Raw genomic sequence first — 19,076 nt, 5'->3', positions numbered from 1 at the left:
TCGCAATTAAGTTGTCAATATAGAATATAATCAACCAAAGGCAATGTCCCTCAATATCCTGTTTTTATTGTATTTATTTTTTTTGACAACGCCCTTAATATTTACTACTATTTACAAATTGGAGGAGAAATGAGTACGCCACTTGTAGAACTTACAGTCCAGAAGCTTCGCGAATACGTGAACATTGCAAAGCTCACAAGCGATTATCGACTGCCCGCAGAAACCGTCTTAGCCAATGAACTGGGAGTGTCACGGCCGGTTTTGCGCGACGCGCTTTCCATTCTTAAAAGCGAGGGCATAATTGAGGCGCGCCGGGGCTCGGGTAATTTTGCCAAACCAGAGCCTTCTGCACAGTCGGACTTCTCGCGTCCAAGAAATATGAATGATCTGGAAAGTTGTCTGCGATTTCGAGTCGTTATTGAATGCTCAGCCGCCGAGGAAGCAGCCAAAAGACGGAACGACAAGGATATTGCCCTAATTGCCGCTACGATAGACGCGATGCAAAACGGCGGGCAATCAGCGCAAACCGTTGCCGAGAACGATCTCGACTTTCATCTGGCAATCGCCCGCGCGACGAAGAACCCATATTATGCAATGACGCTGCAGTTTCTTCGACCTGACATCCTTTTTGGGCTTGAACTCGGACGACAGTTGCGCTCAGTCCCTACAAACGTTACCTCAAAGCGCGTGAAAGAAGAACATCTTCTGATTTTCGAAGCAATCCGCCTTGGCGAAACGACGCAAGCAAATTCAAGCATGCGACAGCATCTAATATCAGGCATTGAACGGCTATTTGGCAGAAGAAGTTGGTAACTTCAACATGGGCAAAGGGGCCCGATTTTCTGTTTGCTTTTCCTGGAAGTGAAAGTGGATCTTTTGACGAAGTTCCTAGTTTGATTGTGAGACAGGTATTTGAGGTGCAGAAAATGGGAACGGGCGCGGACTGACCGATGTTGAACGCCATACGGCGAAAGCGGGAGTTCAACATAAGGAGAATCGGCTCTAGTTTGGACCATTCCTGCCATCAATTTCGAGCGGCACTTTCGAAATGGCTTTTTGCGCGCTTCGCGAGAGTGCCGCTGCCTGGAGGGTGTTTGAAAAGGTCCCCTCGGTAATACGAATTTTCTAGATCAGAAAACACCAAAATGAGAATACCAGCCAGTCCCCTTTGTAGATGCGCGAGATCGAAGTTAGCAATCATTGTGAGTTTTACAGGATCGCCACCTCTCAGTTGAATTATGACTGTAGCTGCATCTTGCATCAAAGATTAGTATATCTTTTATAAATTAGATGTTTAGACTGAACCGATCGATCCTGCCCAAGGCGGTGGAGACAGCGCAGAAGTGGAGCGCAACGCCCTCCTCGCCTAGGTCGGCGACAACAAATCTGCGGGCAGTCTCGGCGTTGGTCATCGTTTCGATTGTGGTGAAGGTTTTTGATGCGACGATGAACAGCGTTGTTGCAGGATTGACCTTTGAGAGAGCGCCGGTGATATCGGCGCTGTCGACATTCTAAACGAAATGAAGGCGCGGTCCGTCGTAGTAGGGTGCGAGCCCCAGTGTTGTCATTGCCGGGCCGAGATCGGCGTGCGGATAAGCACACTCTCGACCTAATGGGCGACTAGAACCCCATCGGCTTTATAATCGTCGGCAATGCTTCCGCACAGCGACAAGCAGCGCCTGCCTATCCTTTGTTATGTTTATGCGTTCTCCCGCGAACATGCGATCACGGCGATCCTCGATCCGTTTGGCGTTGGCGAAGGGCATCAAATACCTCAGATCATCCCGCGACAAAGCTTCGAATAAGCAAAGACAAGATCTTCATGATTTAGCGAAAAATCATCAGAGCGCGCGCTATCGCCATCGAAAAGCGTGCGTATTCCAACCGCGACTGCAGCTGTACCTCGATCATACAATTCGTCTTCAATCGATTTCAGAACGAAGCGAAACTTCTGACATCACCTCTCTCCTCATGAACGATTAATTGGCGTACCGCATACCGCACGGCCAACGCCATCAACAATGGGAGTCCGCGCGCCTTCGTCAAACCTCAGCACATCGTAACTGGATTAGGATCTACCGACGAGTTTCGATGCCTCGGCGACGACACGACCGGCTGTGATACCAAAATGGGAATAAAGCTCCGATGCCGGGCCAGATGCGCCAAACGTTTCCATTCCGATGAAGATATCTGTCGGAGTGAGGAAGCGGTCCCAGGACATTCCCACAGCCGCCTCGATCGCCACACGCGGTGTGGTTCCAAGAACTTCGTTGCGGTAAGCTTCGTCCTGCTCCAGGAAAAGTTCGTGGCTCGGCATGGAGACAACCGCCGCTGCGACACCCCTCGTATGCAAGGTTTCTGCAGCCTTTACTGCGATTTCAAGCTCGGAACCGCTCGCGAGTAAAGTGACATCCCGGTCACCTGCCACGTCCTTCAAGATATAGCCTCCTTTGCACGAGAGGTTTTTTTCGACGGAGCCGGTTCGCAAAAGGGGCAAATTCTGGCGCGAGAGCGAAAGAACGGATGGACGGAACTGATTGATAGCGATCTCCCAGACTTCGGCCGTCTCGATCGCATCGGCTGGACGAAATACCAGCAATCCCGGCGTCGCGCGCAGCATGGTCAAATGCTCTATCGGCTGATGTGTCGGTCCGTCCTCTCCAAGGCCGATCGAATCGTGTGTAAGCACATAGATCACGCGCAATCCCATCAACGCCGAAAGCCGCATAGCGCCGCGCATATAGTCAGAGAAGACGAGGAACGTACCGCCGTAAGGAATGAAGCCGCCATGAAGCGCCAATCCGTTCATCACCGCAGCCATGCCGTGTTCGCGAATTCCATAGCGGATGTACCGGCCCGCGTAGCTGTCCGCCTGCACGTCGCTCATATCCTTGGTCAGGGTGAAGACGGAGTGCGTCAGATCGGCCGAACCGCCGACGGTGAGCTCCGTCGCCTCGTTGATCAATCCAAGCACATCTTCCGAAGCCTTGCGGGTGGCAATCTTCGGTGCATTGCTAAGTAGCTTTTGACGATATCGCTCCATCGAACCGGCAAAATCGCCCGGCAGATCACCGCGGATCGATGCGTCGAATGCGGCTCGCTTCGTCGACCCCTCAAGGCGCAACGCCCATTCTCTACGCGTTGTCCTGCCGCGTTCTGCAACAGTGAGCCAGTAACTGCGCACGCTATCAGGAACTAAGAATGGCTCAGAACTCCAGCCGAGGTTCTCACGGGTCGCAGCGATTTCCTGTTCGCCAAGAGGCGCGCCGTGCGACTTCTCAGAACCGGCAAGTTTTGGTGAACCGTAACCGATCACCGTCTTGCACGCGATCAATGTAGGCCTATCGGACGACCGCGCTGCCTCGATCGCCTGACGGATCGCCACCTGATCGTGGCCATCGACACGCGTCGCATTCCAGCCGGAGGCCTGTACACGCTTGACCTGATCGGTAGACGTCGCCAGTGCGGTCCGGCCGTCGATCGATATACCGTTGTCATCGAACAGGACGATCAGTTTGCCGAGCTTGAGATGACCGGCGAGATCAATGGCTTCCTGGCTGATACCCTCCATGAGGCAACCGTCGCCACAGAAAACATAGGTGTAGTGGTCAACGAGCTCGTCGCCAAAGCGTGCATTTTGCATGCGCTCCGCAAGCGCCATGCCAATGGCTGTGGTCAGACCCTGTCCAAGCGGTCCCGTCGTCGTCTCGATTCCGAGCGCATGGCCATATTCAGGGTGACCTGCCGTCTTGGATCCGAGGCGCCGGAATGACTGTACCTGCTCCATAGTCATATCTTCGTAGCCTAGCAGGTGATGCAGGGCGTATAGCAGCATCGATCCATGCCCGTTCGAAAGAACGAACCTGTCGCGATCCGGCCAATCCGGGGCTGCAGGGTCAATGTTGATGAACTGTGAAAACAGCACGGCGGCAACATCCGCCATTCCCATCGGCATCCCCGGATGACCGGAGTTCGCTTTCTGGACTGCGTCAATGGCGAGAAAGCGCAGAGCATTCGCCATGTCCGTGCCGCGATCGTCACGCGTGGTTGTCGAGCGCACGTTGAGCGAAGAGAGATTTTTCATTCCGTGGATCCTGTTCGTTGGCGAAGCGGTTGTCGCGACGGGCATGCCGGTATCGTCGAGTCTGCGAACGCAGTCGCACGCCCGCCATCGCACCGCTCTCAAGCGATCAATGAATGGACCGATGACCTGCTGCGGGTGATGCCAAGAGTCACCAGCATGCGGATCATCTCGCCTGCTGGTCGGAGAGCCGAGTGGCACAAAGCCAGCTCAGTCCCGCTTCGGTCGAGGCAGCAGGGATGTATTCGCACCCCAGCCTCCCGTGGTAGCCTGCATTTATCAGCGAGCGGCCAATTGCAGCGAAGTCGAGTGTCGCTGAGCCCGGCTCATGGCGACCTGGGAAATCGGCAATATGAACGTGGGCAATGAGTTCTGCGTGCTTCGCGATCTGGTGATGGACATCAAGTCCGGCACTGACGGTGTGAAACACGTCGAGGAGAAGGCCGAGATTATCTCCGCCCGCTTCAGCAATCGCATGGGCGGCCTGGTCCGGTGTCGAGATAAAATAGTCCGGGACAGCGCCTGCACTCATCGGCTCGACGATAACGCGAACGCCCCGCTTCTTTGCCTCCTGAGCCGCATAGGCAAGATTCTCGACATAGCAGTCCCAGTAGATATGGCTGCGTCTATCCGGAGGCAGCACACCGGCCATGGCATGGACCATCGAAACATTGATGACCTCTGCATAGTCGAGCGCGTCTGCTACATTGCGGCGGAACTCATCACGCCGGGCCGGAAAGATGCCAATACCCTTTTCGCCTTTGTTCGCATCGCCGGAATACAGACCGAACTGTGTATAGAGTAGCCCTGCTGATTTCAGCCATTTTGCCATCTCTTCCGCCGGAACGGCATATGGCGCTGGGTACTCCACGGCATCAAAACCAGCATGCGCGGCCGCCGCAGCACGCTCGGAGAGCGGCAATTCGGTAAAGAGATAACCGATATGGGCGCTATAGGGAAATGTCGACATCGTTTTCTGCACTTCTTCCTGATCGATCCAGCGGCAAAAGCAGTCTTGGCCAGACATCGGTGATGTGGGCGACGCCCGGCCTTTGCCTGTTCAAGTCATCTGCCGGCCACGTTCCATCCGCGGCCATGATCACCGAAACCTTCGCAGCCATTAGCCGTGATGGCGACAGTGTCCTCAAGCTTGATAAAGCCGCGCTCGGTATGATGGAGCTCTGTCTCGATGGAGATGACCATTCCGGCCTCGAGAGGCTTTTCGCGATTATGAGCGGTGTATTGCGGGAAGGCAGTGCTCATGAGCCACGGAGCCTCATGACTGACGATGCCCATGCCATGTGCTGAGAAGAACATCTTGTTGCTGGCCGAGCATTGCGCCAGGGCCGCGTTGGCATTCTCGAAGATCTCCGCTCCGATCGTGCCGGCCTTGAGGTTTTTGCGCGCCGTCTGCTGGACAAGTTCGACCTGACCAAGCAAATCGACGAGTTCCGAGTCTGGTTCTTTCGTGTAGGCCATACGGCATACGTCACCGATATAGCCTTTGTAGTTGCCGCCGGAGTCTAGAGCCAGTGTTTCACCGTCTTCCCAGATTTTGTCATAAGGAGCACGGTTGAAGGCTGTACCGACGTTGGTTAGCGCATATTCGAATTTCAGGCCGCGGGCCGTTTCTTCCTGGCGCAGTGCCTCGAAGAGAGTGATCTTGCTGGTGCCTGGTCCGTGTTTCGAGATCACGGCGAGCATAGAGTCGACAACCTTTTCGGACGCTTCTTTAAGAATCCTAAGCTCGGCAGACGATTTTAGTGCACGCAGATACTCTAGCGTGTAAGTCGCATCTACCAACTCTACCTCGGGAAGCTCTTCTTCCAAAACCCGGAATGCGTCGATCGGCAGAAAACCTACTTCGATGCCGACCCGGCCCTTGGCGCCCTTGACTTGTTTCAGCAGATCAGCTGCGGCCTTGGCATAACCGGTGCTGACCTGGTTTTTGAGGTTGAGATTATGGACCCAGAAACTGCCAAGCTGTTTTTCATAGCGCTCCATTGGCGCGCCGACATAACCCGAATCCAGCGGCCTTCCCTTCACATATACGAAGAACGGCAGATAGCGGCTGAGGCCATGGGCATCCATATAATCATAGAAGAAGAAGCGATAGCCGCCAAGCAGGTACTGGATGCTGTGCTTTGTGTTGACGACAAGGGCGTCGAGCTTTGCCTCCTCCATAAGCCGATCCAGACGATCGGTATCGAAGGGCGGCTTGCCCAGTTTCGAGGTATCTTCGACCGGATTTCCTTCCGAATAGGCGAAGCTCATGGCGTGATCCTTTCAATTCGATAGCTTTTTGAGTAGCCCACTTCCGTGCAACTCGCCCGGACGTGGAAAGTGCGATTATGGCTTCTGGGTGGCTGTTGGCGTTAGAATGTGGCGGCGGGTTGACCGAGCTGCGGAGCGCTTTCCGCTGGCTTCACATCCTCTGGTTTTTCGCCACTATCAAGGATCGCTTGTGCCCTTTCATTGTCGACAGCACCGACCCAGCGACCGACGACCAGCGTGGCAATAATGTTGCTGGTCAGGTTGGTCGCCGCGCGGATCTCCGCCATGAAACGGTCAACGCCAACCAGAAGGGCAAGGCCTGCCACCGGGAGCACGCCAATCGCCGGCATAGTTGCAGCCAAGGCGATGAATCCACCACCGGTCACGCCTGCCGCACCCTTCGAGGTAAACAGCATAATCAGAAGGATGGTCAGCTGGTGCCACAAAGTAAGCTCGGTGTTGGTCGCATGCGCGATGAACAGGGTGGCCATTGTCATATAGATGGCAGTGCCATCCATATTGAATGAAAAGCCGGTCGGCATCACCAGGCCGATTACTTCCTTGCGCACACCGAGATGCTCAAGCTTCGCCATCGAGCGCGGAATCATCGTCTCTGCTGATGTCGCGGCGAACACGATCAGGATTTCGTCCTTGAAGTAGGACAGGACCTTCCACAGACTGAACCCGGCAATGCGCAAGAATGCCCCGAGCACGATAACGACAAACAGGATGCTGACAATATATACCGCAAGCACGAGTTGTCCTAATTCGAGCAGCGAGCCGATGCCGTATTTGCCAATGGTGAAGGCCATTGCACCTGCCGCACCGAGCGGCGCGAAGCGCATGATGATGTTGACCATACCAAAGAGCGCATAGGATGCGGTCTCAAGCAGACCGATGAGCGGCTTTGCCTTGTCACCAATCTTGCAAAGTGCAAGCCCGAAGAGCACAGCGACAAACAGGACCGGCAGGATCTCTCCGCTTACGAATGGCGACAGAAATGTCTGCGGTATGATGTTGATGAAGAAATCAACGAGCGTAACATCATGGGACTTTTGGACGAAGGTCGAAACGGCGCCCGCGTCGAGCGTTGCGGGATTGGCGTTGATGCCGCGGCCGACAGGCCAGATGTTGCCGATCGCTAATCCGATCAAAAGCGCAATCGTGGAGGCCACCTCGAAATAGATAATCGCCTTGACGCCGATGCTGGCGACTTTGCGCATGTCTCCGATCGTGGCGATGCCGACGACGATCGTCAGGAAAATGATCGGCGTCACGATTGCTTTAATCGCGCGGATGAACACGTCGCCGAGCGGTTTCATCGCCACCGCAATCTGCGGCTCGAAGTAACCGATCGTCGTGCCAATCAAAACGCCTATAATGACCTGGACATAAAGTTTGCTCAGCCAGTGCAGGACAATACTCTTCCGCGCTTCACCATCTGAGTTTGTTGAATGCAGTTCACGTGCCATGTTCTCCTCCCAGGAATCGATAGCCTCTATTCGAAGCGCACGGGGCCGGCATTCTCCATCCCAACCGGCCCCGTACTTTCCTTCTGGTCCGATTATTCGGCGGCCTGTGCGACGGCCTCCGATCGCTTGTTTTTCACCACCACCTTGATCGCGTCCTCGACACGATCCTTGGCGTAGCGAAGCGCCTCGGGAAGATTCTCCATGTCGAAGGTGTGCGTGTGGATGATCCGTGCATCGAAACGCTTCTGCCGCATGAAAGCCTCGGCTCGGTGGGTCGCTGACTTGCCTTCTCCACGAATGCCGTAGAGGTAAATGTTGTTGCGAACCAGGTAAGCGACGTCGATCGGGACCTCTTCGCTGGGGAAGGCGGCAAGGCAGATCTTGCCGCCGCGGTTCAGCATGCGTGCTGCCTCATTAACGGCGTTCGGCGCCCCGGAACATTCGACAACATAATCGACGCCCTTACCGTCGGTAAGACGGCGAACCGCTTCGACGGCATCTTCCTTGCGAACGTTGATGACGTGATCTGCTCCGAGCTGCTTGCCGATCTCTAGCCGGTTGTCGCGGGTACCGGTCAGGATCACCGGCTGCGCACCGAGCGCCTTGGCCACCGCCGCGCCGAGAAGTCCGATCGGGCCCGGGCCACTGACGACAACTGATTCACCTGCAACGAGGCCGCCAAGTTCGGTCAGGCCATACATCGAGGTGCCAGCGGTGACGACCAACGTCGCTTCCTCATCGCTCATGGAATCATCGACGTGAATCAGCGTGTTGACGCTGTTGACCTGGTATTCGCAAAACCCGCCGTCCGTGGTGAAGCCGTTGGCACGGTGGCCCTTGTCCACGTCGCCATAGTTCTTGCCGTAGTTGTGGCACGAGGTGTACATACCCTGACGGCAACGCTTGCACTGTCCGCAGCCGGCATGAATCTCCACCGTGACACGGTCGCCGATGCGAAATTCGTCGACACCGGGCCCAAGCGCCACGACCGTTCCCATGTATTCGTGGCCCGGTGTGAAGTTCTTGTTGAACGGTAGCCCGCCCTGGATCTGAGCCGGCGGGCCGTGAGCGATGATTTCAAGATCGGTCGCGCAGATGGCAACCGCGTCAATCCGCACCAGGACCTCGGCCTTCTTCGGCGTGGGAACCGTCTTTTCGACGAGAGTCAACTGGCCGGGATCGCCCAGCACCCATGCATTCATCTTTTCGGGAACCGGAAAGTCGGGGTGCGTTTTGACGTTTTCTGCTTGCGACATACTTCTCCTCCTTTGGGAAATATTGCTGAGTTGACCAATATGATACTGGGCATCCAGACGAATAAACTTCGATGTACCTTCGGAAAACCGCTGTATGCTCTATATCGGAGACGTTGTTTTCTTAAGCACCCGGTTTGTATCTAGAACAATCCTCCTACGGCCTGTAATCGTCAATCAAACAGACCACTCTTTCCCTATGTGAAAATCACGCCGCGGAAACGTCGGCTTGTCCAGCGCTAGCATAAGCCAAGACAGCGTCCACCTCATCGCGGGAACCAAAAACAAAGGGGGCCCGCACATGTAGGCTCGGAGGATCGATTTCGAGCATTCGCCGACGGCCATCGGTAGCCGCCCCACCTGCCTGTTCGATGCAGAACGCAATCGGATTCGTCTCATAAACCTGTCGAAGACGGCCACCCCTGTAGCCTTCGCGCCTATCACCGGGATAGAGAAACACTCCACCGCGCCGTAGGATCCGGTAGGTATCGGCAACGAGCGATCCTGCATAACGCATGCCGAAATCCCTTCCGCGTGGCCCATCCATACCGGCCTCAGTGTCCTCGATGTAATGCCGGATTCCCTCAGCCCAATGACGACGATTCGACGCGTTGATTGAGTACTCCGATGTCTCCACCGGAATCTGATGTCTATCCCCCATCAAGGAAAACCCCCTTTCTTCCCCTTGGTGGATAAAGGTTTGGGTACCGAACCCGATGGTGAGCACGAGAAGCAATTGCGCACCATAGATGAAGAAACCCGCGGCGAGTTGATTAACGCCCGGCTGCTCGAATGCCGAGCAGGGGTCTGTACTGTCGCCTGCTTTCAAAGGCAGTAACGAGAAGATTGTGCCGACGGAGATGTTCGTTTCGATGTTGGATGAGCCATCCAGCGGATCAATAGCCAGTGCCAGCTTTCCAAGACCACCAAGGTCGATTGGCTCCGCCCGCTCTTCGGTTCCGTAGACCCGCACTGGCGATTGAATTGCCGCAGCGCGGAACGCGTCGTCGGCGAAGACATCAAGAGGCTTTTGCACCTCGCCGCTAGGATTGGATGCTTGATCATTTACAGGGCGCAATTCCGGAACCCGGCATGTAGCGATTGCTCGATGGACCGCCACTGCAGCAGTCGATAGGCGCAGCACGGTTTGCCCGACTTCACGTAGTAGTGCCGAAGAAGCGCACTTGTCGAGGTAGTCTGCGAGAGAATAGGTCATACGAAAATCCCTTGCGTTGAAGTTACGAAGAGGGCTCACTCAGGCTCGTGCCAGGTGCGACCATCACGCTCGATCAGCGCAATGGCGCTGGACGGCCCCCAGGTGCCGGAAGTATAGCCCTGGACCTTCTGTTCGGTTTCCTGCCAGGCGGCGAGGATCGGATCGATCCATTCCCAGGCTGCTTCCACTTCATCGCGACGCATGAATAGGGACTGGTCGCGACGGATCACGTCCATCAACAGGCGTTCGTAAGCGTCCGGGTGTCGGACGTTGAACTGTTCGGCGAAGCTCATGTCGAGCGACACTTGCCTTAGCCTCATGCCGCCCGGACCCGGGTCCTTGATCATAAGCCATTGCTTGACGCCCTCGCCGGGTTGCAGGCGCAAGACCAGACGGTTTTGCGAGATATGGCCACTCGACGCATCGAAAATCGATAGCGGAATGGGTTTGAAGGTGACGACTATTTCGGAAGCGCGGGTCGGCATGCGCTTTCCGGTGCGAAGATAGAAGGGCACGCCCGCCCATCGCCAGTTGTTAACCTCGGCCTTCAGCGCGACGAAGGTTTCCGTATCGCTCCCAGGCCCGCCGAGGTCATCGAGATAAGCTTGAACCGCGCCACCGTCGCCTGCACCTGCCCGGTACTGACCGCGAACCGTCATGTGTCCGACATTCACAGCAGTTATAGGCTTAAGCGCTCGCAGCACCTTCAGCTTCTCGTCACGGATGGCGTCAGCCTTGAATGTCGACGGCGGTTCGAGCGCCACGAGCGCAAGAAGCTGCAGGAGATGGTTCTGTACCATGTCGCGCAGTGCGCCCGCCGTGTCATAGTATCCGGCCCGACTGCCGAGACCGACGCTTTCAGCAACAGTGATCTGGACATGGTCAATAAAGGACGAGTTCCATACCGGATCGTAAAGCGTGTTGGCAAAGCGTAGCGCCATCAGATTTTGCACTGTTTCCTTACCGAGATAGTGATCGATCCGGAAAACCTGATCTTCGTTGAAGTGGCGTGCGATCTCCGCATTCAGGTCCCGCGCCGATGTGAGGTCGCGACCTATCGGCTTCTCGATCACCAACCGTGTTCTGGTGTTGATGAGGCCTAAAGACTTGAGCTTGGCGGCAATGGCCCCGAAAATAGACGGAGCGACCGCGAGATAGAAGGCGCGGATCCGATCAGAGCCCCCTTTCTCGAGAAATGCTTTCAGTTCCTTCCAGCCATTCGCGCCGGTCGCATCGACGCTGATGTAGGACAGTCGTGAAAGAAAGCGTTCGAGCACATTGCCGCTGAGGTCTGCGGGCGCCACATGCGCCTGCAAGGCTTTGCGCGCGAATTCGCGGTAGTCATCATCCGTGCGCGCAGTACGGGAGACACCGACGATTCGCGCGCCGTCTGGCAGGTTGTTGTCGCGATCACGATGAAAAAGTGCCGGCAGAAGCTTGCGTTCGGCAAGATCTCCGCCCCCTCCGAATATGACATAGTCGAAAAGGTCGACTGTAGTGTTGAGACTGCTCATTCTTCCGCTCTCTCAGACTGCCGGCCATTGATGATGGAAAACACCTTCGGCATCGAGGCGTCGGAACGTATGGGCGCCGAAAAGATCACGTTGCCCCTGGATGAGATTTGCCGATCCCCGTGCCCGACGATAATCATCGAAATAGGCGAGCGATGCCGAAAGCGCCGGGACAGGGATGCCCGCCTTCACGGCCTTTGCAACTACACTACGAAGTGCTTGCTGGCCTTCGCTCACACGCTTAATAAAGGACGGCTGCTGGAGGAGGTTGACGACTTCATTGCTCGTCTCATAGGCCTCGGTGATATCCTTGAGGAAGACCGACCGAATGATGCAGCCAGCGCGCCAGATCCGGGCGATCTCGCCCAGCGGCAGATTCCATGAATACTCACGCGATGCGGCCGACATGATCGCATAACCCTGAGCGTAGGCGATGATCTTTGCCGTTTCCAGTGCCGCCTCAAGCTCATCAAGGCTCGTTTCATCAACAACGAAGGCATCAGTAGCAAGGGCCATGTTCGAATAGAATCTGCTGGTCGCGAGCCTCTCCGAGCGCAGGGATGACAGGCTTCGTGCCGAAACCGCGGCTTCAAGCGTCGTAGCGCCAATGCCCAGTTTCTGCGCCTCGATAACCGACCAACGGCCGGTTCCCTTCTGGCCTGCTTCATCAACTATGACATCGACCAACGGCTTGCCGGTCTGAGTATCCGGCTCAGCGAGAACCGTTGCGCTGATCTCGATCAGGTAGGACGACAAACCCCGTTTGTTCCAATCTCGAAAGACGGTCGACATTTGCGAGGCGGAAAGGTTCATGCCATCACGCATGATACTGTAGATCTCGGCAATCATCTGCATGTCGGCATATTCGATGCCGTTATGGATCGTCTTGACGAAATGTCCGGCGCCATCGGGACCCAGCCAGGCAACGCAGGGGCTGCCATCATACTTCGCAGAAATCGGCTCCAGCAGAGGTTTAAGTCTGGCCCAGACACGCTGATCACCACCAACCATGATCGACGGGCCATGGCGGGCACCAAGCTCGCCGCCGGACACACCCATCCCCACAAAATGGAAACCACGATCATCCCATTTGCGATTGCGGGAGACGGTATCATTGAAGTCGGTATTGCCAGCGTCGATGACTATGTCACCTTCATCCAGCAACGGCGCAAGCATCTCAATTTGATCATCCACTGCAACGCCTGCGTTGACCATCAGCACGATCACGCGCGGAGAACGCAGAGAGGCAACGAAGGCTTCCAGAGAGCTTTGAGGATAGAGGCGATCGGCAAACTTCGGATTATCCGCGCGCAGTTTTTCAGCCTTACTAGCTGTTCGATTGAAGAGCGCTACCTCAGAACCTTTTTCGGCAAAATTGAGCGCGAGCATGGCACCCATCGTTCCGAGACCAATAACACCCAAGTCTGCTATTTTTTTTGTCATAACTTCCTCTTTATTGATAGATTGCGTTCCACCATCAATACATTGGAAGTTTTTTCACGTCTCTTTCTTGTTTTTTTATTTAACATTGTGAAAATTGATATATTAATAAACTGATCGATACGCCATTTTTTGTTATTTTTACATTAATATACTCAGGGGGACGGTTGAACATTCTCAATCCACCCCCATCCACTAGAGGCCAACCTCGACCAGGGTGGATCGACCGCAAATCAGTCACTACTAACCAAGGTCATGCAGCTGCGAGCTGCAGCTCCTTCTGGATCATGTGGCGCAACGTGCCAAGATCCTTGGCGAAAGCACGGATGCCTTCGGCGAGCTTTTCCGTCGCCATCGCATCTTCGTTCATCATCCAGCGGAATGTCTTCTCGTCGACAGAGATCCTCACCGCCGGCTCGACTGTCTCCGGCAAGAGCTTGCGCTCCAGCTTGCCCTGATCGTTTGACAGTTCGTCGAGCAGGTTAGGAGCGATCGTCAGGCGATCGCAACCGGCCAGCGCCTCGATTTCGCCGGCGCTGCGGAAGGAGGCCCCCATGACGATCGTCTTGATATCGTTGGCTTTGTAGTAGGTGTAGATGTCGCGGACGGACTGCACACCTGGATCCTCATTAGGAGTGTATTCCTTGCCGGTCGATTTCTTGTACCAGTCGAGAATGCGGCCCACGAAAGGCGAAATCAGAAAGACCTTTGCATCGGCACAAGCAACGGCCTGAACCTTCGAGAAGAGAAGGGTCAGGTTGCAGTCAATGCCTTCCTTTTGCAGCACTTCGGCGGCGCGTATGCCCTCCCACGTCGAGGCAAGCTTGATAAGGATCCGATCCTTGTCGATACCGCGCTCCTTGTATGCGGCGATGATCAACCGTGCCTTGGCAAGCGATGCTTCGGTATCGAAGGACAGGTCGGCGTCGACTTCCGTCGACACTCGGCCTGGCACGAGCTCCACGAGCGCAGCGCCGACAGAAATGGCCAGACGGTCGGCAACGGCAGCCGAAACGGCTTCGGGGCTGCCGCCTTGTTTCCTTCCCCAGGCAACGCCTTCCTTGACGGCCTCTGCAAACATCGGCGTGCCGAGAGCCTTCAGGACAATGCTCGGGTTCGTGGTGCAATCGACCGGCTTCAGCCGTGCAACCGCTTCGATATCGCCGGTGTCGGCAACCACCGTGGTGATGTCGCGGAGCTGATCAAGTTTGGATTTCATGGCGATACCCTTTCAAGTGCGGATCGACTGTGACCTCGTCCGCCTGAGCTAAGTTGAAATGTTGAAATCATAGCCGCGCGCACGCCGGTTTGCGCCGCCCAGGCACATTAGAAACGTCTTGGCGACCCTACACGAAACAGCCAGCCGGCATCCGCCCCGACAAGTCTCGAGCACATTCGACGACCGTGCGAGCGATATGCTTTCGATATTCGTCGCTCGCACGTTTTCGCGGTATTGTAGCACCAATCGAACATACAACTGCGCCGGACTTGTCGCGAACGACGGCCCCATAGCCGACAAGATCTGTGCGAAACTCGCCGTCGTCCATTGCGAAACCGGACCGGCGAACAAGTCGCAGCTCTTCTATCAGGTTTCCCAATGACGTGATCGTCTTGTCGGTAAACGCCGTCAATCCATTGTCAGCGACAACTCGAGCGAGTTCCGCCTCAGGGAGCCAGGCGAGGATAGCCTTTCCGGGAGCCGACGCGTGGACCGTATGAAGTTTGGTGTACTCCCTTAGATCCAGCTGAGGCGGGATATGCGAAGGCAGCTGTATGTGCGTGACAAGCGCGGCCCCCCGTAGCACCGCCATCTGGACGGCCTCGCGAAGATTGAGGTTCAGTTCCTGAAGGTTAGCCCGTACAAATTCGGCCAGATTGTAGTCCCGCGACGATTGCCGTGAGATCGTCTCTAGCCGCGAACTCAGGGAATATCCGCCACTCCTTCCGCCATAGACGACATATCCCCGCTTGACCAACGTTTTCACCAGATGATGGCATGTCGAAAGGTTTATTTCCGCAACCTTGGCAATCTCGTTGAGCATTAACGGGGCGTCACGCAACGACAATGCTTCGAGAATGGAAAGGGCTCGATCAACCGATTGTATGCTTTTTGCGTCGCTCTTGCCTGAATCTGCTGTCGCTATCTGATATTGACCCTGACGAGTCTGCGCCTCTCGCCATGCCTTGTGACTAACGGCTCCCATTATGCTCCTCCAGCATAAGTTCCATGCCAGAGAGTATGTAGTTTCGTGGCCCAGCGTCAACATGGCGGAGAGGCTAATTTCATAATGTCAAATTCGAGCGCACTCTCGCATACGGGAGCCAGACGCCCCGCTTCTTCGCCTGATCGATGAGAAAACTGAACAACTTATCCTACCGCATTTTCACCTGATGAAATCAGATTTTTCAGAATTGACCCAGTCATGGCCAACATCTGTAATTCAGGAAGAAGGAATGATCTGGATGATGCCGGGAAGAGAACTACCACCCGGCCTTCCGAGCAGGAGGAGTTAGTACATGAGGGATCAGTTGAAGGTCATGAGTACGCTCGCCGTCGAGTTGGCGCTGAAAACAGTGCTCCTGCCCGCATGGCAAACCGAAAGTAGACAAGTTGCGGTTGACTGGAATCCAACTGGCGTGCTGATCGATCGGGTCCGCAACGGAGAACGAGGAGATGTCCTGATCGCGATCGATGAACCGATCGAGAACCTCGTCGAGGCCGGCATATTGCGTGCCGGATCAGTTCGGCCGATTGCTCGGGCAAGTTTTGGTCTCGGTACCCGGAGTGGTATGGCCATGCCCGACATATCGACACCAGAGCGATTCAAACAGGCGCTGCTATCAGCACGATCCATTGCATACTCGCAAACGGGCGCCAGCGGCATCCATTTCAGACACGTCCTGGAACGTCTCGGTATTGCGGAAGCCGTCAATGCGAAAGCCACCATCATCCATGCCGGCTTCACCGCCGACCAGGTTATTGCTGGCGAGGCGGACCTGGCCGTGCAGCAGATCAGTGAGTTGATGTCGATAGACGGTATTGACGTGGTTGGGCCGTTTCCAGACCCCTATCAGAAGCATACCGATTTCTCGGCCGCAATCTTCGCTGAAGCCTGCAGTCCCGAAGCGGCTGAAGACTTCTTGGATCATCTGAGCAATGGCAAGGCCGCCGCGATCTACTCCCGGACGGGCCTTCTGCCGCGGCATCAGGTAGCGGCGTAGGATTGGAGTGTAACATGACGAGAGTTCCACCACGCATCGTTCTTTTCCATGCAACACCGGTCGCTATGGAGCCGATTGCAACTGCCATGGCAAGGCATTGGCCGGAAGCAGAGGCCGTCAACTTACTTGACGACGGCTTGACGACCGATCGCGCAAAAGAAGGAGCGGAGATCTCTGAAGAGCTGATCGACCGCTTTGTTGACTTTGGCCGCTACGCGCAAAGGATCGGGGCCAATGGCATTCTGATCACATGCTCCGCTTTCGGGCCCGCGATCGACCGCATGGTCGAGGAACTACCCCTACCAATCCTACGGCCCAACGAGGCCATGTTCCGTGAGGCTATCGCATCCGGCAGCCGCATCGGCATGCTGGCAACCTTCGCGCCGGCTGTGTCGAGCATGGAAGAAGAGTTTAAGCAATTTGTTGCAGAGACTGGCGCGGCGAGCGCTCTGGACACCATTGTCGTTCCTGATGCAATCGATCTTCTGCGACGCGGCGATGCGACAGCGCACAATCGCCTCGTCGCGGACATGGCACCGCGCTTTGCCGATCGGGACGCGATCATGCTGGCTCATTTCTCTACCTCTCGGGCGGCAGAAGAGGTGCGACGTAAGGTGAACAAGCCCATCCTTACCGCACCCGACGCTGCGGTCATGCGCATGAAAACACTAGTCACGGAGTAAACGATGCTGCTCGGCGTTATTGCAGACGATTTCACCGGAGCGAGCGACATTGCTAACACGCTCGCCAAGGGCCTTCCCGGACAGGGTGGTCTTGCTACGTCACAGTTCATGGAGGTGCCGGCCAGCGATGCGTCGCCGGATATCGAGGCCGGCGTGGTTTCGCTGAAGACGCGCTCAGTTCTCGTTACGGAAGCTGTCGAACGGTCTCTTGAAGCGTTTCACTGGCTCAAGGCACAGGGCTGCCGCCAGTTCGTCTTCAAGTATTGTTCGACCTTCGACTCCACTCCGGAAGGCAATATCGGCCCCGTTGCCGAAGCACTTGCCGACGCACTTGGTGTGAAAGGTGTCGTCGCCTGCCCTGCGTTTCCAGCCATGGGCCGCACAGTTTATCAGGGGCATCTTTTTGTTAATAACAAGCTCCTGAGCGAATCTGGGATGCAGAACCATCCGCTGACGCCCATGACGGATGCGAATATCCGCCGATGGCTGCGGCAGCAGACGCGGTCCGAGGTGGGACTTGTCCCGACCGCTATTCTTCGTCAGGGCGCCGAGGCTGTATGCTACGCTCTTCGGACGGCCGCCGATGGCGGTGAAAAGCTCGTGATTGTGGATGCCGTCGACGATGAGGATCTGGTGATCATTGGCCGCGCCTGTGCGGACGCCCCTCTTCTGACGGGCGGCTCAGGGATCGCGCTCGGGCTCGCCGCAAATTTTATCGCAACGGGCCACGCAGTCGGCAGACGCGGCAACTTTAAAGGGGTCAGCGGTCCAGAGGCAATCCTTGCAGGGAGCTGCTCAGGGGCCACCCGCGGCCAGGTCGCCGTTCACACCCGTAATCATCCAGCCATGACCGTCTCGGTCGACGACGTAATGAAAGGGCGGACGAAGCCGTGCGACCTCGTCGACTTTATCCAAGCCAATCATGGCAAGGCGCCACTGGTTTATTCGTCGAGCCGACCCGAGGATGTAGCCGCCGCGCAGGCTCGTTATGGCCGGGATCAAGTCTCCGAACAGCTCGAAGGTCTCTTCGCGTCCGTCGCGCGTCAGTTGGTGGAAAGCGGCGTCACTCGCCTTATCGTAGCCGGTGGGGAGACCTCCGGCGCAGTCGCACAGGCCCTTGATCTCGGCGATCTGGCGATCGGGCCGGAGGTCAGCCCCGGTGTCCCGGTGCTTGTCAGCCGCCGCAAGAATCTGGCGTTGGCACTAAAATCTGGCAATTTTGGCGGGCCGAACTTCTTCGAGGAAGCACTCTCAGCTCTTTCCGGGGGGGCTCGGCCATGAGCGACGAATCGGAACTGCGCAGAAAGCTCGTTCGCATGGGCGGGCTTCTCTATACACGCCAACTTGCCCACGGCAGCGCGGGAAATCTTTCGGTCAAACTCGACGATGGCTGCGTCCTCGTCACGCCAACAAATTCAAGTCTCGGCTTCCTGGAAGAGGATCGCATCTCCAAACTCACGCCCGACGGAAAACTGATCAGCGGCGACCAACCGTCGAAGGAATATTTCTTCCACCTGGCCGTCTATGAAGAACGGCTAGCTGCGCGGGCAGTAGTACATCTGCATTCGACCTATTCTGTTGCTGTTTCCTGCCTTTGCCATGAACAGACGGACAATGTCTTGCCGCCACTCACCGCTTATCATGTGATGCGCGTCGGACGTCTGCCACTTGTACGCTATTTCCGGCCGGGCGACCGAGCCTTGGCAAACGAAGTGAAGAAAGTATCGCGAGATCACCGGTCGATGCTGCTTGCCAATCACGGGCCGATCGTCTCCGGGTCAAGTCTGGAAGAAGCAGTTTACGCCTACGAGGAACTTGAGGAGACCGCAAAGCTCTTCTTCATCCTTGGAGACAGAAAGACCTCGCCGCTGCGCGCCGAGGAAATTGCCGAGATCAACAGGTCCTTTCCCAACTGAAGTTGCCC

Annotated in this window: 16 protein-coding genes and 1 pseudogene; 5 read left to right on the top strand and 12 right to left on the bottom strand. The window is 56.1% G+C overall.

Features of this window, described 5'->3' with window-relative positions; all coding sequences use genetic code 11:
- The first annotated feature begins 129 nt into the window (after positions 1-129).
- Positions 130-813: a FadR/GntR family transcriptional regulator gene (locus CEV34_RS00190; RefSeq protein ID WP_094543030.1), complete on the top strand. Its 684-nt coding sequence runs from the start codon at positions 130-132 to the stop codon at positions 811-813.
- A gap of 473 nt (positions 814-1,286) precedes the next feature.
- Here the strand turns inward: CEV34_RS00190 and CEV34_RS27260 are convergent.
- The 12 genes and pseudogenes from CEV34_RS27260 to CEV34_RS00135 form a co-directional block, all read right to left on the bottom strand.
- A pseudogene (locus CEV34_RS27260) lies at positions 1,287-1,499 on the bottom strand (glucose-6-phosphate isomerase); the annotation flags it as partial.
- Positions 1,500-1,637: 138 nt separating this feature from the next.
- The gene (locus tag CEV34_RS27690; protein WP_374891796.1) at positions 1,638-1,793 is read right to left on the bottom strand and encodes a hypothetical protein; all 156 of its coding nucleotides are present in this window, start codon (positions 1,791-1,793) and stop codon (positions 1,638-1,640) included.
- Positions 1,794-2,068: 275 nt separating this feature from the next.
- Positions 2,069-4,084: a transketolase gene (gene tkt / locus CEV34_RS00180; protein WP_094543028.1), complete on the bottom strand. Its 2,016-nt coding sequence runs from the start codon at positions 4,082-4,084 to the stop codon at positions 2,069-2,071.
- 163 nt (positions 4,085-4,247) lie between these two features.
- The gene (locus CEV34_RS00175; protein WP_094543083.1) at positions 4,248-5,051 is read right to left on the bottom strand and encodes a hydroxypyruvate isomerase family protein; all 804 of its coding nucleotides are present in this window, start codon (positions 5,049-5,051) and stop codon (positions 4,248-4,250) included.
- Positions 5,052-5,146: 95 nt separating this feature from the next.
- Positions 5,147-6,355 carry a M24 family metallopeptidase gene (locus tag CEV34_RS00170; protein WP_094543025.1) on the bottom strand — a complete coding sequence of 403 codons (1,209 nt, stop codon included), beginning with the start codon at positions 6,353-6,355 and terminating at the stop codon, positions 5,147-5,149.
- Between the two features lie 101 nt (positions 6,356-6,456).
- Entirely contained in the window at positions 6,457-7,827 is a 1,371-nt protein-coding gene (gene dctA, locus CEV34_RS00165; protein WP_094543024.1) for a C4-dicarboxylate transporter DctA, read from the bottom strand.
- A gap of 92 nt (positions 7,828-7,919) precedes the next feature.
- Complete coding sequence (locus CEV34_RS00160) at positions 7,920-9,083, bottom strand: zinc-dependent alcohol dehydrogenase (protein WP_094543022.1); 1,164 nt, start codon at positions 9,081-9,083, stop codon at positions 7,920-7,922.
- Positions 9,084-9,288: 205 nt separating this feature from the next.
- Positions 9,289-10,296: a class 1 fructose-bisphosphatase gene (locus CEV34_RS00155; RefSeq protein WP_094543020.1), complete on the bottom strand. Its 1,008-nt coding sequence runs from the start codon at positions 10,294-10,296 to the stop codon at positions 9,289-9,291.
- Between the two features lie 35 nt (positions 10,297-10,331).
- Positions 10,332-11,810, bottom strand: a complete 1,479-nt coding sequence (zwf, locus tag CEV34_RS00150; RefSeq protein WP_094543018.1) for a glucose-6-phosphate dehydrogenase — start codon at positions 11,808-11,810, stop codon at positions 10,332-10,334.
- Between the two features lie 12 nt (positions 11,811-11,822).
- Complete coding sequence (gene gndA, locus CEV34_RS00145; RefSeq protein ID WP_094543015.1) at positions 11,823-13,250, bottom strand: NADP-dependent phosphogluconate dehydrogenase; 1,428 nt, start codon at positions 13,248-13,250, stop codon at positions 11,823-11,825.
- Between the two features lie 250 nt (positions 13,251-13,500).
- A complete protein-coding gene (gene tal, locus CEV34_RS00140) occupies positions 13,501-14,466 on the bottom strand; it encodes a transaldolase (RefSeq protein ID WP_094543013.1) in 966 nt (321 codons plus the stop codon).
- 127 nt (positions 14,467-14,593) lie between these two features.
- Positions 14,594-15,451 (bottom strand): IclR family transcriptional regulator, encoded by an 858-nt coding sequence (locus CEV34_RS00135; RefSeq protein WP_179253447.1) that lies wholly within the window; start codon positions 15,449-15,451, stop codon positions 14,594-14,596.
- Between the two features lie 313 nt (positions 15,452-15,764).
- On the opposite strand from CEV34_RS00135, the gene CEV34_RS00130 reads away from it, so the two are divergent.
- From CEV34_RS00130 to otnC, 4 genes are read left to right on the top strand one after another with little or no spacing between them, the layout of a single operon-like run.
- A complete protein-coding gene (locus CEV34_RS00130) occupies positions 15,765-16,469 on the top strand; it encodes a molybdate ABC transporter substrate-binding protein (protein WP_094543009.1) in 705 nt (234 codons plus the stop codon).
- Between the two features lie 14 nt (positions 16,470-16,483).
- Positions 16,484-17,152 carry an aspartate/glutamate racemase family protein gene (locus CEV34_RS00125; RefSeq protein ID WP_094543006.1) on the top strand — a complete coding sequence of 223 codons (669 nt, stop codon included), beginning with the start codon at positions 16,484-16,486 and terminating at the stop codon, positions 17,150-17,152.
- A gap of 3 nt (positions 17,153-17,155) precedes the next feature.
- Complete coding sequence (gene otnK, locus CEV34_RS00120; protein WP_094543005.1) at positions 17,156-18,433, top strand: 3-oxo-tetronate kinase; 1,278 nt, start codon at positions 17,156-17,158, stop codon at positions 18,431-18,433.
- Positions 18,430-19,068 carry a 3-oxo-tetronate 4-phosphate decarboxylase gene (gene otnC / locus CEV34_RS00115; RefSeq protein ID WP_094543002.1) on the top strand — a complete coding sequence of 213 codons (639 nt, stop codon included), beginning with the start codon at positions 18,430-18,432 and terminating at the stop codon, positions 19,066-19,068. Before otnK ends, otnC begins: the two co-directional genes overlap by 4 nt.
- Positions 19,069-19,076 lie beyond the last annotated feature (8 nt).

It is taken from the genome of Brucella pseudogrignonensis (genome assembly GCF_002252525.1).
In the GTDB taxonomy this organism is placed as follows: Bacteria; Pseudomonadota; Alphaproteobacteria; order Rhizobiales; family Rhizobiaceae; genus Brucella; species Brucella pseudogrignonensis.
This window is presented reverse-complemented; position numbering and strand designations above follow the sequence as displayed.

Coding starts and splice junctions, on each gene's coding strand:
- CEV34_RS00170 (WP_094543025.1), bottom strand. CDS start 6,355: ATGAGCTTCGCCTATTCGGAAGGAAATCCGGTCGAAGATACCTCGAAA.
- zwf (WP_094543018.1), bottom strand. CDS start 11,810: ATGAGCAGTCTCAACACTACAGTCGACCTTTTCGACTATGTCATATTC.
- CEV34_RS00175 (WP_094543083.1), bottom strand. CDS start 5,051: ATGTCGACATTTCCCTATAGCGCCCATATCGGTTATCTCTTTACCGAA.
- CEV34_RS00125 (WP_094543006.1), top strand. CDS start 16,484: ATGACGAGAGTTCCACCACGCATCGTTCTTTTCCATGCAACACCGGTC.
- CEV34_RS00155 (WP_094543020.1), bottom strand. CDS start 10,296: ATGACCTATTCTCTCGCAGACTACCTCGACAAGTGCGCTTCTTCGGCA.
- dctA (WP_094543024.1), bottom strand. CDS start 7,827: ATGGCACGTGAACTGCATTCAACAAACTCAGATGGTGAAGCGCGGAAG.
- gndA (WP_094543015.1), bottom strand. CDS start 13,250: ATGACAAAAAAAATAGCAGACTTGGGTGTTATTGGTCTCGGAACGATG.
- CEV34_RS00135 (WP_179253447.1), bottom strand. CDS start 15,451: ATGGGAGCCGTTAGTCACAAGGCATGGCGAGAGGCGCAGACTCGTCAG.
- otnK (WP_094543005.1), top strand. CDS start 17,156: ATGCTGCTCGGCGTTATTGCAGACGATTTCACCGGAGCGAGCGACATT.
- CEV34_RS00190 (WP_094543030.1), top strand. CDS start 130: ATGAGTACGCCACTTGTAGAACTTACAGTCCAGAAGCTTCGCGAATAC.
- CEV34_RS00160 (WP_094543022.1), bottom strand. CDS start 9,083: ATGTCGCAAGCAGAAAACGTCAAAACGCACCCCGACTTTCCGGTTCCC.
- tal (WP_094543013.1), bottom strand. CDS start 14,466: ATGAAATCCAAACTTGATCAGCTCCGCGACATCACCACGGTGGTTGCC.
- tkt (WP_094543028.1), bottom strand. CDS start 4,084: ATGAAAAATCTCTCTTCGCTCAACGTGCGCTCGACAACCACGCGTGAC.
- otnC (WP_094543002.1), top strand. CDS start 18,430: ATGAGCGACGAATCGGAACTGCGCAGAAAGCTCGTTCGCATGGGCGGG.
- CEV34_RS00130 (WP_094543009.1), top strand. CDS start 15,765: ATGAGGGATCAGTTGAAGGTCATGAGTACGCTCGCCGTCGAGTTGGCG.